The 15,190-nt window shown below is 40.4% G+C and carries 11 protein-coding genes; 7 read left to right on the forward strand and 4 right to left on the reverse strand.

What is annotated here, in order from left to right; translation table 11 throughout:
- Positions 1-47 precede the first annotated feature (47 nt).
- The 5 genes from ACNKW3_RS09820 to ACNKW3_RS09840 all read left to right on the forward strand — a co-directional run bounded on the left by ACNKW3_RS09820 (position 48) and on the right by ACNKW3_RS09840 (position 7,966).
- Positions 48-557, forward strand: coding sequence for a DUF1993 family protein (locus ACNKW3_RS09820; protein ID WP_427399117.1), 510 nt, complete (start codon positions 48-50; stop codon positions 555-557).
- A gap of 103 nt (positions 558-660) precedes the next feature.
- On the forward strand, positions 661-2,058 hold the full coding sequence (locus ACNKW3_RS09825) for a tetratricopeptide repeat protein (RefSeq protein ID WP_427399118.1): 1,398 nt from the start codon (positions 661-663) through the stop codon (positions 2,056-2,058).
- Between the two features lie 492 nt (positions 2,059-2,550).
- On the forward strand, positions 2,551-4,413 hold the full coding sequence (locus ACNKW3_RS09830; RefSeq protein WP_427399119.1) for a sodium:solute symporter family protein: 1,863 nt from the start codon (positions 2,551-2,553) through the stop codon (positions 4,411-4,413).
- On the forward strand, positions 4,410-6,863 hold the full coding sequence (locus ACNKW3_RS09835; protein WP_427399120.1) for a GH36-type glycosyl hydrolase domain-containing protein: 2,454 nt from the start codon (positions 4,410-4,412) through the stop codon (positions 6,861-6,863). The genes ACNKW3_RS09830 and ACNKW3_RS09835 overlap by 4 nt, the downstream gene beginning before the upstream one ends.
- A 14-nt stretch (positions 6,864-6,877) precedes the next feature.
- Positions 6,878-7,966: a glycoside hydrolase family 5 protein gene (locus tag ACNKW3_RS09840; protein ID WP_427399121.1), complete on the forward strand. Its 1,089-nt coding sequence runs from the start codon at positions 6,878-6,880 to the stop codon at positions 7,964-7,966.
- A gap of 2 nt (positions 7,967-7,968) precedes the next feature.
- Here ACNKW3_RS09840 and ACNKW3_RS09845 read toward each other — a convergent pair whose 3' ends face one another.
- The gene (locus ACNKW3_RS09845; protein ID WP_427399122.1) at positions 7,969-8,976 is read right to left on the reverse strand and encodes a LacI family DNA-binding transcriptional regulator; all 1,008 of its coding nucleotides are present in this window, start codon (positions 8,974-8,976) and stop codon (positions 7,969-7,971) included.
- A 328-nt stretch (positions 8,977-9,304) separates the two neighbouring features.
- Between ACNKW3_RS09845 and dnaB the strand changes: the two genes are divergently transcribed.
- Positions 9,305-11,974, forward strand: coding sequence for a replicative DNA helicase (dnaB, locus tag ACNKW3_RS09850; protein ID WP_427399123.1), 2,670 nt, complete (start codon positions 9,305-9,307; stop codon positions 11,972-11,974).
- Between the two features lie 50 nt (positions 11,975-12,024).
- Here the strand turns inward: dnaB and ACNKW3_RS09855 are convergent, their stop codons facing one another.
- The 3 genes from ACNKW3_RS09855 to ACNKW3_RS09865 all read right to left on the reverse strand — a co-directional run bounded on the left by ACNKW3_RS09855 (position 12,025) and on the right by ACNKW3_RS09865 (position 14,215).
- Positions 12,025-13,218 carry an OmpA family protein gene (locus ACNKW3_RS09855; RefSeq protein WP_427399124.1) on the reverse strand — a complete coding sequence of 398 codons (1,194 nt, stop codon included), beginning with the start codon at positions 13,216-13,218 and terminating at the stop codon, positions 12,025-12,027.
- Positions 13,219-13,284: 66 nt separating this feature from the next.
- Positions 13,285-13,749 carry a chemotaxis protein CheX gene (locus ACNKW3_RS09860; RefSeq protein ID WP_427399125.1) on the reverse strand — a complete coding sequence of 155 codons (465 nt, stop codon included), beginning with the start codon at positions 13,747-13,749 and terminating at the stop codon, positions 13,285-13,287.
- A 1-nt stretch (position 13,750) separates the two neighbouring features.
- Positions 13,751-14,215, reverse strand: coding sequence for a transcriptional repressor (locus ACNKW3_RS09865; protein WP_427399126.1), 465 nt, complete (start codon positions 14,213-14,215; stop codon positions 13,751-13,753).
- Positions 14,216-14,330: 115 nt separating this feature from the next.
- On the opposite strand from ACNKW3_RS09865, the gene nudC reads away from it, so the two are divergent.
- A complete protein-coding gene (gene nudC / locus ACNKW3_RS09870) occupies positions 14,331-15,122 on the forward strand; it encodes an NAD(+) diphosphatase (RefSeq protein ID WP_427399127.1) in 792 nt (263 codons plus the stop codon).
- Positions 15,123-15,190 lie beyond the last annotated feature (68 nt).

Here is a 15,190-nt window from a genome sequence, read left to right on the forward strand (position 1 = left end):
AGACTCAGTAAGCTATGAAAAGCAAGTCTATGTGATATGGAAGTGACATGAACAATAAACATATCAGTGTATTTACGCATTCTTTGCATCAGTTACTGCAAATAATTTGTAAAATCGATTTGGCTGTAGAAGGCAACGAAGATATTTTATTTAAGCGGCTAGCGGAAGATATGTTGCCATTAATTGTTCAAGCAGAAATTGCGGCGAGTTTTGCTTTACGTGCCTGTTGTCCCATTGCTGGTGTGAAAACCTCTACCTTTGTCAAACAAGAAAAGAACTTTCAAGGGATTAAGTTGCAATTAGCCCAAACTATTGAATACATCGAAAGTTTGGATAATTCAAAAAATGATTTTTCAGTCACCATATTGGATCGGGCCGGTCCTATTCCTGTAGAGCTAAAGGCGGATGATTTTCTATTGGAATTCGCTTATCCAAATTTCTATTTTCATATCAGCATAGTGTATGCCATAGCCAGAGCTAACAATGTCCCCTTAACTAAAGGTGATTTTGATGGAAAACATCAATATCCCGAAGGTTTTTCATTTGAAGCCCAATAATCTGGAAACTGTTTAACTCTCTATATTGATAAGCCGCAATATAGTGTTTAACATGAAAATTCTGGTATGGACTAAGTATCTCACTTTCAAGGTTGGACTCTAATTGTCAAAGCTCATAGCTGAAATCAAACGTCGCCGAGTAGTACAAACCTTCGTGCCTTATTTAGCATTAGTATGGCTACTTTTGCAGATTGTCTCGGTACTAACGCCTATGCTGAATTGGCATCCATTGGTAAATACCTTGGTTGCGGTGGTGTTGTTTGCCGGAATCCCGGTGATGTTATATTTGTCTTGGTATTTTGACTTTACTGCTGAAGGACTAAAACCGGTTTTTGCATCTGATCAACAAGAAGATGAACTGGCTAAATTTGGACTTGTTCATTGGATCTTTCTGATTGCTATCACCTTATGTTCTGGCTATATAGGTTATCAAGTTTATTATGATATTAAATCAGAGCTTGATAAACAGGCTGAGCCAGAAGATGCCAGTTTCTCTGCTAATTCTATTGCGGTTATACCCTTTAAAGATAACAGTCCAAGCCAAGATCAAGACTATTTAGCACAGGGTATCGCAGAAGAAATTTCCAATCTTTTAGGTCGCTTTAAAGAGTTTAAAGTAGCCTCTACCAGTTCTACCTCACGTTTGGCTGACCAACAATTAACACCGGTAGAAATAGCAAAGTTAGTGAATGTACAAACGGTAATAACCGGTAGTGTACGCAAAAATGGTAACCAGCTAAAAGTGTTTGCTGAATTGCTAAATGCTGAAGATGGTCGGGTGTTATGGTCAGACAATTTTTCACGTAATTTTGAAGACATCTTTTTTATTGAATCAGAGATTGCCCGCTCAATTGTAAACTTGATTCAAGATAGCTATGTGACCTCAGATCAAATGGCTAATCAGGCGAGAACCCAAAGTACAGAAGCTTATGTGGTATATCTGAAAGGTAGAGAGCAATATAGCAAGCAAACTACCGAATCCATGAAGCAGGCTCGGGCATTATTTGAACAAGCCATAGGTTTGGATCCAGAATATGCTCAAGCTTATATTAGCTTGGCTGATACCCTTCTTTTGCTGTCTAAAGGCGATACTAGATTTGGCGTTTTAGATCCTGATATTGCAGTTAATCTAGCCACTGAGAAAATCAATAACGCCCTGTTGAGATCAGATACCAATGCAGAAGCTTTTGCAATTTTAGGCAAAACATTTGAATTGACTGGTAATCAACAAGACGCATTAGATGCCTATGAAAAAGCCACAGAATTAAACCCCAGTTTAGCCAAAGCCTATATGTGGAAGCATTTATTGCTTAAAAATATGGCACGCTATGCAGAGTCTTTTGAAGCGATTGAAAAAGCTATTGAGCTTGATCCTGTATCGCTCGCGACCATGTCTAATTATGCCTTGGCATTAGAGTATATAGGTGAAGTAGAAGAGGCTAAGAAACAATATAGCCTCATCAAAGAGTACTTTCCCGAATTTTCTTATACAGATGATTAGGCTTTTAGTAAGTTCCAATTTATTGAATAAAATAATAAAAAAGCAATTATAAAAGAATATGAGGTTTCGGAAGGTTTCTTTAAATCAATTATGATTGTCTATAAAAAGGTAAGTTATGAAGTATTCAAAATTCAATGTGAAATATAACAGCTGTTCTGCTGGCTTTTCTGTTATCCATATGATTGACCTTACCTGGACATAGAACAAGCTATGAGAATGACAATGTTTCTTTATTTATAACCCCCTCAACCTATTCTTATCTTTCCCAATCGGCGATTACAAAAATATAACATTCAATTTTTGTCTTGGTTTCTTTTATGTCATGGCTCAATTCATAACCGACTGAAATCTATCAAATTGATTATCGAACTCGAATAAGCCATCAGAACCCCTTTAACTTTTTTGTAAACAAATTGTATAAATGAAACACTTGTAAACGTTTACATAATCAGCTACATTTACGCAAATTTTTAAATAAGTAAAAGGGATTAGATGCAGTTAGCAGGAATCGATATCGCCATTATTCTGGCATATTTAGTCGCTATTTTAAGTATAGGTCTACTACTTAAACGCCGCGCCGCCAAAGATCTTAGTGCGTATTATCAGGGTGGAAAAACCTTGCCTTGGTACATGTTAGGCTTATCCAATGCCTCTGGTATGTTCGATATTTCAGGAACCATGTGGTTGGTTACCTTGTTATTTGTTTATGGGCTTAAAAGTATTTGGATACCATGGTTATGGCCTGTGTTTAACCAAGTATTTCTAATGGTGTTCCTATCCATTTGGTTGCGCCGTTCTAACGTATTAACCGGTGCAGAATGGATGCGAACCCGTTTTGGCGATAGCCAAGGCGGAAAGCTCTCACATTTTATCGTTATTCTATTTGCCATAATAAGTGTATTGGGATTTCTCGCTTATGGATTTGTTGGTGTAGGAAAATTCGTCGAGATATTTATTCCCTACGAAACTGTTGCCCCTTATTTGCCTTTCACACTAGCGCCAGAATTTGTACCGCATTTTTACGGCATTATCTTTACCACAATAGCAACCCTTTACGTAATGATGGGTGGCATGATGAGTATCGTATGGGCCGATGTGTTGCAATTTACGATTATGACCTTCGCATCCTTGGCAATCGGTATTATCGCTATGACACAAGTGTCACCAGAAGCGTTAAATAGCGCGGTGCCAGAAGGTTGGACAAATCCATTTTTCGGATGGAGTTTAGAATTAGATTGGTCAGCGCTGATAGCTGAAGTCAATGACAAAATTCTCTCTGACGGTTATTCACTGTTCAGTATATTTGTCATGATGATGTTGTTTAAAGGCGTTTTAGTAAGTGCTGCTGGCCCTGCTCCCAATTATGATATGCAGAAAATACTCGCCACGCGTTCACCCAAAGAAGGCGCGTTAATGAGTGGATTCGTTTCTATTGTGTTAATGCCAATTCGCTATTTCATGATTGCAGGCTTTACCGTATTGGCCATAGTATTTTATGAGCGCTTGGATTTGATGTCAGGTGGTTCACTGGATTTTGAAAACATTCTTCCAAGTGCAATTTTGGAATTTGCACCTGTAGGCATTTTAGGTATCTTGCTCGCGGGTTTGATCTCCGCCTTTATGTCAACTTTCGCGGCTACAGTAAATGCTGCACCTGCATATTTGGTTAACGATATTTACTATCGATATATCAACCCAAATGCGTCAAACAAAACCTTAATCAGAGCAAGTTATATCGTCTCTGTTAGTGTAGTGCTAATTAGTACTGTCATTGGACTCTATGTGCAAAGTATCAATAGTATTTTGCAATGGTTGGTGTCTGGACTGTGGGGCGGTTACGTAGTATCTAACGTGCTCAAATGGTATTGGTGGCGACTCAACGGCTTGGGTTATTTCTACGGCATGTTAGCAGGAATAGTCGGGGCTCTCGTTCTGCCACCTGTCGCCGGCGCCTTGTTCCCAGAATTGAGCTCGGATCTTCTGCCTCTAACAGTGTTCCCTGTGTTGTTAGTAATATCAGGTTTTATCTGCATCATGGTCAGTATCAAAACTGATTCTGATGATATCGAAGTACTTAAATCCTTCTATAAAACGGTCAAGCCCTGGGGCTTCTGGGGACCAATAAAAGAACAGGTGATGAAGGAAGATCCATCATTTGAACCAAATAACAACTTCAAACAAGACATGTTTAATGTGCTAACAGGCGTTATTGCACAAACAAGTCTGGTAGCACTCCCGATATTCATTGTGATCAAAGAATGGGGCTCACTTACAACAACTCTCGTCATTCTCGCGATAAGCGCAATTCTGCTGAAGCGAAATTGGTACAACAAACTTGATGAAAACGCAGCATGAATAAAGATTTAAATAAATACGGCTATTTCGATAACACTCAATATGAATATGTGATAACCAGCCCTTTTACTCCGTCACCTTGGATCAACTATCTAGGAAATGATGGCTTTCATGGGCTTATATCAAACACTGCTGGTGGTTATACTTTTTATCGCGACCCCAAGTTTCGTCGATTAACTCGCTACAGATACAATAACGTACCTGTGGATACCGGTGGCCGTTATTTCTATCTGACCAATAATGACAAAGCTTGGTCGTTAACAGGTCGACCAATGGACACAGCATTGGATGAATATGAATGTCGCCATGGTATGGGTTACAGCAAAATATCCTCGAGCTTCCAAAATATTAAGGCCAGTGCCACTTATTTTGTACCTTTAAATACTACAGCCGAAGTCTGTATCTTAAGCCTAAAAAACACCTCTGATAGCGAACAATCTATTGGTCTGTTTTCATTTTTGGAATGGTGTTTATGGAATGCGGAAGATGATGCGGCAAACTTCCAGCGCAATCTATCAACTGGCGAAGTTGAAGTGGATGGCAGTACCTTGTATCACAAGACAGAGTTTCGTGAACGCCGTAATCATTACGCTTTTTATCATGTAAACACCGAAATCCAAGGGTTTGATACTTGTCGCGATAATTTCCTAGGGCCCTATAAAGGCATGCACAATCCTCGTGCGGTCCTAGAACGTAAATCAAACAATTCAAAAGCAAGAGGCTTTTCGCCCATTGCATCCCATCATATTGAATTGAATTTAGCGCCTAACGAAGAAATCGAACTGGTTTTTGTGATGGGCTATTGCGAACTCGATGAAGCTCAAAAGTGGGAAAGCAAAGGTGTAATTAATAAGGGGCCAGCGAAAGCTATGATCGCCCAGTTTGATACAGTGGAAAAAGCAAAGCAAAAGTTGCTTGAACTTAATCAATACTGGCGAACCTTGCTGAATAAATGTCTTGTTAAGACGCCAGATGAAGCCTTTGATACCAGTATTAATATTTGGAACCAATACCAAAACATGGTGACCTTCAACCTTTCCCGAAGCGCCAGTTTTTATGAAAGCGGTATAGGCCGAGGCATGGGGTTTAGAGATTCAAACCAAGATACCATCGGCTTTACACACATGGTACCAGCAAAAGTAAGAGAGAGAATTCTCGATCTTTCGGCAACTCAAAAACCCGACGGTTCCGCATTTCACCAATATCAACCGCTAACCAAAAAGGGCAATGCGAATATAGGTGGTAACTTTAATGACGACCCAATGTGGTTAGTCTTGTCTACGGTGAACTACATCAAAGAAACCGGTGATTTTACTATCTTGGATGAGCAAGTTCCTTATGATAATGATATGTCAAACATGGCAAGTCACTTTGATCACCTTCAACGGGCCTTTGACCATGTTGTTAATAATTTAGGTCCTCATGGATTGCCATTAATTGGACGAGCAGATTGGAATGACTGTTTAAATCTTAATTGTTTTTCAACCGACCCTAATGAATCTTTCCAAACTACCCAACGAGGCAAATCAGACGTTGCTGAATCTGTAATGATTGCTGGTCAGTTTGTACTTTATGGACGTGATTTTGCTGAGCTTTGCAAGGTCACAGGGCGTCAGGAACTAGCCGATGCCTGTCTGCAACATGTTGAAAAAATGGTTGAGACTATTAAGACTCACGCATGGGACGGAGAATGGTTCTTGCGCGCTTATGATGCTAATGGTGAGAAAATCGGTTCAAATGAAAATGAAGAAGGTAAAATTTTCATTGAATCTCAAGGTTTCTGCGTAATGGCGGAAGTAGGCGTAGATGACGGTAAGGCACAGCAGGCAATGGATTCTGTGGAAAAAATGTTAGCTACTGACTACGGTATTATGTTGCAGCAACCTGCATTCAGTGAATACAACAAGTACTTAGGTGAAATATCGTCTTATCCCCCTGGATATAAAGAAAACGCAGGTATCTTTTGTCACAATAATCCATGGATTCTGATCAGTGATGCTATGTTAGGCAATAGTGATCGTTGTTATGATTACTTTTCTCGCCTATGTCCTTCGTATTTACAAGACACTCAAGATCTTCGTCGATCTGAACCTTATGTCTATAGTCAGATGGTGGCAGGTAAAGACGCAGAGTTTCCTGGGCAAGCTAAGAATTCATGGTTAACAGGTACAGCCGCATGGTGTTACTATGCTGCAGTACAATACATACTCGGTATTCGGCCAGACTATCATGGTCTAGTAATCGCGCCTTCTATCCCATCTTCTTGGGATAAAGTGGAGGTGCATCGTGAGTATAGAGATGCTACTTACGACATAGAAATTGTGCGCCGGACAACGGGTAAAATAAACAATATAGTAGTGGAAGTTGACGGAGTGAAGATGAAAGATAATCTTATTCCTTATGATTTATTTCATAACCATCACTCTGTACGAGTCACTTTACTCGATTAACAAGAGAGCACAATATGTTGAATCTACCAAAGGCAATGATAGTGTTTTGGGGGTTGAGTTACGCAGCCTTTGGCTGCGTTTCTGTGTCTCCCAATATTATACAAGACCCAACTCTCCACTCTTCAACAGCCTTTGATAGTGCTCAGTTAATAAAACAGAACAAAATAGCCATTCAAGCAAATCGTTTCATAGATGAACACAATGAGACCTTCGTTTTTAAAGGCTTTAACATTGCTTCTCCAGAAAAATTGATCAAAGACGGGAAATGGGACAAAGCCATATTTGCAGAAATCAAACGCTGGGGAGCAAATACCGTTAGATTGCCGGTGCACCCAATAGGATGGCGCAGATACGGTGAAGATGAATATCTGAAATTAATCGATCAAGCCGTAGTTTGGGCAAATGAATTGGATCTTTATTTAATAATTGATTGGCATTCAATTGGATATTTGCTCAATGAAACCTTTCAAAATCCAATCTATGAAACAACAGTAGAAGAGACCTTAAGGTTTTGGCAATTGGTCGCTAGGCGCTATGCCAATATTCCTACCCTAGCTGCTTATGAAATCTTTAATGAACCTACTGATAAACATAGTAAAACCGGACGGGAAAACTGGGCTGAATGGAAAGCATTCAACGAGCGAGCTATCGATATTATTCAGGCGTTTGATGATCAAACTATAATCTTAGTGGCTGGGTTTAATTGGGCCTATGAACTCAAAAACGCTAAGCAAGCTCCCATCGAACGAACCGGGGTAGGCTATGTGTCTCATCCCTATCCGCAAAAAGAGAGACCTAATCCAAGAACAAAAGAAGCCTTATTTAAACGCTGGACAGCAGCATGGGGTATTTTGGCAGAGGATTATCCGATTATTTTAACAGAATTGGGTTGGGTCGCAGAAGATGGGCACGGTGCTCATATCCCGGTGATTGATGATGGCAGTTATGGCCCTTACATCATGGAATACATACAACAAAACGGGCTTTCATGGACCGCTTGGTGCTTTGATCCCAATTGGTCGCCGACCATAATTCAGGATTGGTCATATACACCGACAGAACAAGGGGAGTTTTTCAAGCAGGTGCTAGCCGACCAACAGTAACATCAAGTCCCTGCTTTAGGTGCGGCTGTGCTTTGTCGCACCACGAGTTCAAAAGGCAATTGCATGACTTTTTGTTCCGGCTGTTGCCCTTTCATTAATTTAAGCAAGGTTTTCATACATTGCCGCCCTAGAGCTTCTAAGGGTTGCTTAATGGTAGTTAGTTTTGGCGACATTAAACTGGCATAGCTGATATCATCGAAACCAATGATCGACATATCCTGAGGGATGTTATATTCGTTTTCTCTTAACGTGTTCATGGCGCCTATGGCCATGTCATCACTAAAACAAAATACCGCCGTTGGTCGACTTTTCAATTTTAATAATTTTTCCATAGCCGCAATACCTGATTCGACACCATAGTCACCAGTAATAATGTATTTTTCATCAATGGGAATATCGGCTTTTTGTAAGGCCTTTTTATAACCCGCTAATCGATCTCTGGTACTAGGTGTTAAGCTAGGGCCCTTAATAGCGGCTATTTTTGTGTGCCCCAAGGAAATTAAATGTTCAACAGCAGTTATTGCACCGGCTTCATTATCAATGGTAACTTTACATACATCAGCATGATCAATTTCCTCACATGAATTCACTATGGCAGGAAGCTTGGTTAAATTTCCAAGTTCAAAAGGTAATCTGGGAGTAAAAACCAATATGCCATCAGCTTGCCCTGATAATACCATCTCTCCATAATGACGTTCGCGTTCTTCACTGTTTTGAGTATCACCTAGCAACACAGAATATCCTGCATCCATAGCTTCTCGCTCAATCGCGCGAATTATACTGGCATTTACTTGGTTAGTAATATCAGGCATTACTACCACCACATTGCCACTCTTTTGGGTACGTAAACTGGCACCAAATCTATTGGGTTTGTAGCCAGTAGCATTAACGGCTTCCATCACCTTAGAGCGGGTATTTTCGGTGACAAGTTCAGGGTTTGATAAGGTGCGTGATACAGTTGCAGATGAAACACCTGCTTTTTTTGCAACATCTTTAATGCCGATTTTCATTCATACCACTCTGTTTGCGGGTTGCTCTATGCGAAAACGATTTCAAAATCATCTGAATTACAGATATTAAAAAAGGACTAAAGCCATCTTGGCGACAATAATAGCCGAATTTATGTTAATAAAGGGAGATTTTTTTGCAATTATTTTGTAATCGGTTTCATCTTTTCAGTTGACGATAATTTTAGAGGTACCAAGTGAGCTATCGCCTTTGCTAAAAGTCTTTCAACTGTTACCTTGTTATTTCCTGTTACTTAGATACCATATCAATAAAGACATTCTTGCTAATTTATCGCATACTATTGGGCCAATTAACTAGGCAGTAATTTCTGTGGCAACCGAAAATAATTCTTCTAACATTGAAAAACTCCATATTCCTCCGCACAGCATAGAGGCGGAACAATCTGTTTTAGGGTCTTTGATGATCTCCGCAGATGCTTGGGATAAAGTCGCTGATCTTATTGTTGCCGAAGATTTCTACAATCACGCCCATAGAGTTATATATCGTGGCATTATTAGGCTAATTAATAACAATAAATCGGTCGACATCGTCACTTTAAAAACAGAACTTGAAGCGCATAACGAACTAGACGCCGCAGGTGGATACGCCTATTTAATCGAACTAGCCAAGAATACGCCAAGTGCCGCCAACGTCGCCGCTTATGCCAATGCAATTCGTGAACGGGCAGTGATAAGAGAACTGATTGGCGTCGCCCATGATATCGCAGATGTAGGGTTTAACCCTGAAGGTCGCGAAGCTAAAGAAGTATTAGACTATGCAGAGACAAAAGTATTTGAAATTGCAGAAAAGCGTACTTCTTCTAGCGAAGGGCCGGTGGATGTAAAAAGCGTCCTTAAAAAGACTGTTGATAGACTCGATGAGTTAGCTAAACAAGACCAAGAAGTTACTGGCGTATCCTCTGGTTACACCGACTTAGATAAGATGACCAGTGGATTGCAACGCTCAGATCTCATAATCGTTGCAGCCAGACCATCAATGGGGAAATGTATCGTTAGTGGCTCACAGCTGGTAAATCCTGAGACAGGTGCGTTGCAAAGCATAGATCACATGGTTGAAAACAAAATATCAGGGGTTAGTGCGCTTAATCATGACTTTAGCATGCAAAAAGCAAAAGCGTCGCATTTTGTGGATGACGGGATAAAACCTGTGTTTAAAATCACTACAGCTTTGGGCAAAGTGATTGAAACTACTCTTACACATCCGTTTTTAAGTGGTAACGGCTGGCAACCTCTAGCTAAGTTGTCGTCTGGGGATAAAATCGCAGTGCCGCGCGCTATGCCCATTTTTGGTAATAAAAAAATATCTACGTCTTTGCTATCAACTTTGGGATTCCTAGTGACTGGCAGAGTTAACGCTAAAGGCGATTGCTTTGTCTTTAATAATAGAAAAGCCGCTCAATTGGCTCAACAGGCGTTTGCTGAATCTTCAGGTCAACCTTTGAACTTAGTAAAAACCTCTACCGGTTTTGCGCTTTCCATTAAAGCCTCTGTAGCGCCGTTAAAAAAAGTAAAAAACCTTTGCGCTTGGATGCAGCAACTGGCTCATCAAACTGTTGCCCCTTTAATCAGCCAGCAAGCTCAGTTTTTTTCCGGCAATGACCTAGCTTTGGGTGCCGATTTGGTACCCTTTACTGTAGAAACGGTTTCTACTAAAACGACCAAAGAAGTTCTTGATCTTCAATCACTGCCGCAGCAAGTCTTTGAATTAACAAAAGATCAATTAGAAAAGTTATTAACAAGCATTTTTTCAGCTTGTGCACAGGTGCAAGTCGAGAATCAGATAGCAATAAACCTGAGATTGAAAAATCAAGGTTTGGCACGCCAAATTCAGCACCTGTTATTGCGATTTGGCATAGTTGCTCACTACGTTGAAGTAGAAAATTCTCACCAAATTTGTTTACGACATCATGAAAGTTTATTAGTCGCTTTGTCTACCTTTAGTATTGCAGGTCAGGAACATCTCTGTCAGCAAGCGTTAGAGACTTTGAGAACAAGTAGAAAATGTAGTTTGCAAGAAAGTTTACCAGCAAGTTTAACTGTTTATGCTGACCAAATAGCTCAAGAAGCAGGTCTGCCCACAGGCATAAATAGCTTACATCAGTTGCAAGGGCTGGCGACTAGGCTAAACGACGAATATCTGAATCAAATGGCCAACGCCGATATCTACTGGGATGAAATAAAAAGCATAGAATTTACAGGTCACAAGCAGGTATATGATCTAACTGTGCCAGAGCTACACAATTTTATAGCGCAAGACATATGCGTACATAACACTACCTTTGCCATGAACCTGTGTGAAAATGCCATGATGATGCAGGATAAACCTGTATTGGTATTTTCCTTGGAGATGCCTTCAGAGCAGATCATGATGAGGATGCTGGCCTCTTTAAGCCGAGTCAATCAAACCAGTATCCGAACTGCGAAACTTGCTGATACGGATTGGGCTAGATTGCAGCAAACCATGAAAGAGTTGCACGACAAAGATAACCTCTATATTGATGACAGTTCCGGGCTAACGCCAATGGAATTGCGCACTAGAGCGCGTAAACTTGCCAGGGAGCGTGGTGGTTTATCCTTAATCATGGTGGACTATTTACAATTAATGCGAGTGCCAAGTTTATCTGATAACCGAACCTTAGAAATTGCGGAAATTTCTCGCTCACTCAAAGCACTAGCAAAAGAACTGGAAGTGCCAGTTGTTGCATTGTCTCAGTTAAATCGTGGCTTGGAACAAAGGGCTGATAAGCGTCCTATTAACTCAGATTTACGTGAATCTGGCTCTATTGAGCAGGATGCCGACTTAATCATGTTTATTTACCGCGATGAGGTATACCATGAAAATTCAGAATATAAGGGTATTGCTGAAATTATCATTGGTAAGCAGCGTAACGGACCCATAGGTACCTGTAGATTGACTTTCCAAGGACAATTTTCCCGCTTTGACAACTATGCGGGACCCGCCTTCGAAGATGAATACTAGAAACAAAAAAGGCAGATGTAATCATCTGCCTTTTGCTTAGTTTGAGTATTTTATCTAGTTACTTTAGTTTGTATTGTAGTACTTACTTTAGCTTCAATACGGCGGTTTAGTCTGTGTGCTTCAGCCGTGTTTTCAGTGTATTTAAGCTTAGTTTCACCGTAACCAACAGCACGTAAACGCTTAGCATCAATGCCATGTTCATTAATTAAGAAACTACGAACAGCATTCGCACGTTTTTCTGAGAGCATCTGATTGTAGGCTGCATCACCTACAGCTGAAGTATGACCTTCGATTACCGCATCAGTGTTCGGGAAACGTTCCATGAAAGCAACAAACTCTTCAATTTTCTGAGAATCAGGGTTGCTGATAACACTGCTGTTATTCGGGAACAAAATGTCTAATTCAATAGCCACTTCAGATTCTTGCAGAATTGAACAGCCGTCTTCATCTACTTTGTCTGCTACTGGAGTATCAGGACACTTGTCATCTTTATCCAGCACACCGTCACCATCAGAATCTTTCAATGCACAACCAACGGCATCTACTTCAACACCAGCAGGCGTCGTAGGGCACTGGTCAACGCTGTTAAATACACCGTCGCCATCTAAATCTATATTACAACCAGTGGCATCAACCTGTGTTCCAGGAGGCGTAGTTGGACAACGATCAACTGCGTCATAAACGCCATCACCATCAGTATCAGGTTGCGCAGCAGGCGCTTTGTTCTGACCGAAAATATAAGCTAATCCAAGCTTAGCACTATATTCGTTGTAGCCTTGACCAAAATCATAATAAGTCGCTAACTCGGTGATAACACGCCAATCTTCAGATACAGCCCAGTGTTTTCCCACACCAGCTGCGGCCATACGATAATCATCGCGTAAGCTTTGCTCACGCACACCACCGAACAAATAGGCGACATCATCTTCTAAGAAATACATCATGTCGGCGCCAATCATGGTGCCATCATCCGCAAGGGCTAGAGGATTGTTGTTGTCTTTGTCAATTAATACTCGACCTAATTCGAAACGAACGGCCCATGAAGGGTCAAAACGAAAACCTAATTCTGCGCCAAAGCCTTTACCATCATCTAAACCGCCAACGGGTTCATGTTTCTCATCGTCAGCATTGTAATAACTTGCAAAACCACCTATCCAAGATTCATAGGGAGGAGCTTCTTGGGCCATAATTGCAGTTGAGACAGCTGTAAGGGAGATGCCAGCCAATAAAGCTAGTTTTTTCATGTTTTAAATCCTTTTTTAGATTTTTTAATAATTCAACAGGGTATTTGGCGAGTTGAGTTCATATTACTAATTATTAAATGATATTTCTAAGTATGCATTACCTTGTTCGCTTTCAAAAGCTAATAAGATCACTGGACTTTCTATATCATGTTTTATTGTATGCCGATGACCGGTAATAATACGAGGGATTGCCATTTCAAAGTCATAGCCTTTTTCGGACAATGTACTTTTAGCACCACCACATATCATGTTGGTAATTTCACCCACCATATCTTTTACTTGCTCATCGATACTTGTTACGCTCTCACCGAGCATATTGTTCATTATACTAAAGGCTAAGTCTTGGTCGAACACTATGGCTAAAGAACCTCTGGTTTGGGGTCCTCGCATAGTGATCAATCCTGTTACATCACCTTCAGATTCATCACTTGTTTTGCGCTTAGGTTTGTTGGGCGCCAGCTCAATCATTGCCATAGTACTTAGCACATTTTGCATAGAGGCTATGAATGGATTGATAAATTCAACGTTCATACTAGCTCATCGCGTTACATTGCTTACAAGTACCGTGTGCCTCAATTGTTTGTGTTCTTATTATAAAGGCATTCTGTAACGCTTGTGCTTCTAGAGTATCTTTCACTCCTTCAGACTGTATTTCTTGTACATCTCCACATTTATCGCAAATTAAAAACTGGACAGGATGTGAGCAGTCAAAATGATGACAAGCCTTAAATGTATTAGTAGATTCAACTTTGTGCACAAGCCCAAGATTTAAGAAAAAGTCGAGAGCTCTATAAATGGTCGGAGGTTTGGCATTATCGTCCGTCTCACGAAGTTTATCTAACAGGTCATAAGCACCTATAGATCCATTTTCGAGCAATAATAATTCGTAAACCTTTGCACGAATCGGAGTAAAACGATTACCATTGTTTTCACAATACTCACGCGCCTTATTTAACAAAGTTTGTTGTTTATTGTTTAAATGCGTTGTATTAGACAAAAAAACTCCGACAATTAATATCAACACTAAAGCAAGTATATCATTGCTTCGTTTGTGAACAAGATTGAAAACACGTAAAGTGCCAATTATATAACATAATCTTACAGGAATCTTGATGAAGTTTGTTTTCGCACATGACAAGTTAGTTATAAAACAGTCAGTTGACCACGGTGCAATTCCTGAATTTCTACGAAATTTAAACTTAAACGAATTTTCTTCCTCCTATGAAGACGTCGTAAAATATTCCGCTTTAAATGGACGTCACCATCACTTACTTGATTTGCATAAATCACAAGTAGACGAAGAGTCTTGGCAATTAGTAAGTCTGCGAGAGCTTCTGTTTTCTCTTCCCGATCAAGATTTTGCCAGTGTTGCGCAAGCTTGGCAGTATGCGCAATTTTTAAAAACCCATAGATATTGCGGGCAATGCGGCTCACAAATGTATCGAGTGCATTGGGAAATGGCTACCCATTGTCATAAATGTCAGCACCGATGTTATCCTCGCGTAAGTCCTTGCATTATTGTAGCTGTGCGCAAAGACGATAAAATTTTATTGGCTCAAGGTGCCCATCATAAAACCAGAGATATGCACTCGACCTTGGCCGGTTTCGTTGAAAGTGCTGAGTCGTTGGAACAAGCCGTGCATCGAGAAGTGTTTGAAGAAGTAGGGATTCAAATTAAAAATCTTAGATACTTTGACAGTCAGCCTTGGCCATTTCCTCATTCTTTGATGTGTGGATATTTAGCTGACTATGCCAGCGGGGATATTAAGGTGGATGAGAAAGAAATACTTAACGCCGATTGGTTTGATGTAGATCACTTGCCGAATACGCCGCCAACTGTTTCAATAGCGGGCCGTTTGATCAAGGCAACGATTGAACTTATTAAAGGTGAGCAAATCGGCTGAAATAGCATGGGAATCTGGGCTAAAAAACAGTACACTTGCGCCTGATTTTAAAGACCAACTAAATACCG

The sequence above is a fragment of the Glaciecola sp. 1036 genome (assembly GCF_050306235.1).
Lineage (GTDB): Bacteria > Pseudomonadota > Gammaproteobacteria > Enterobacterales > Alteromonadaceae > Glaciecola.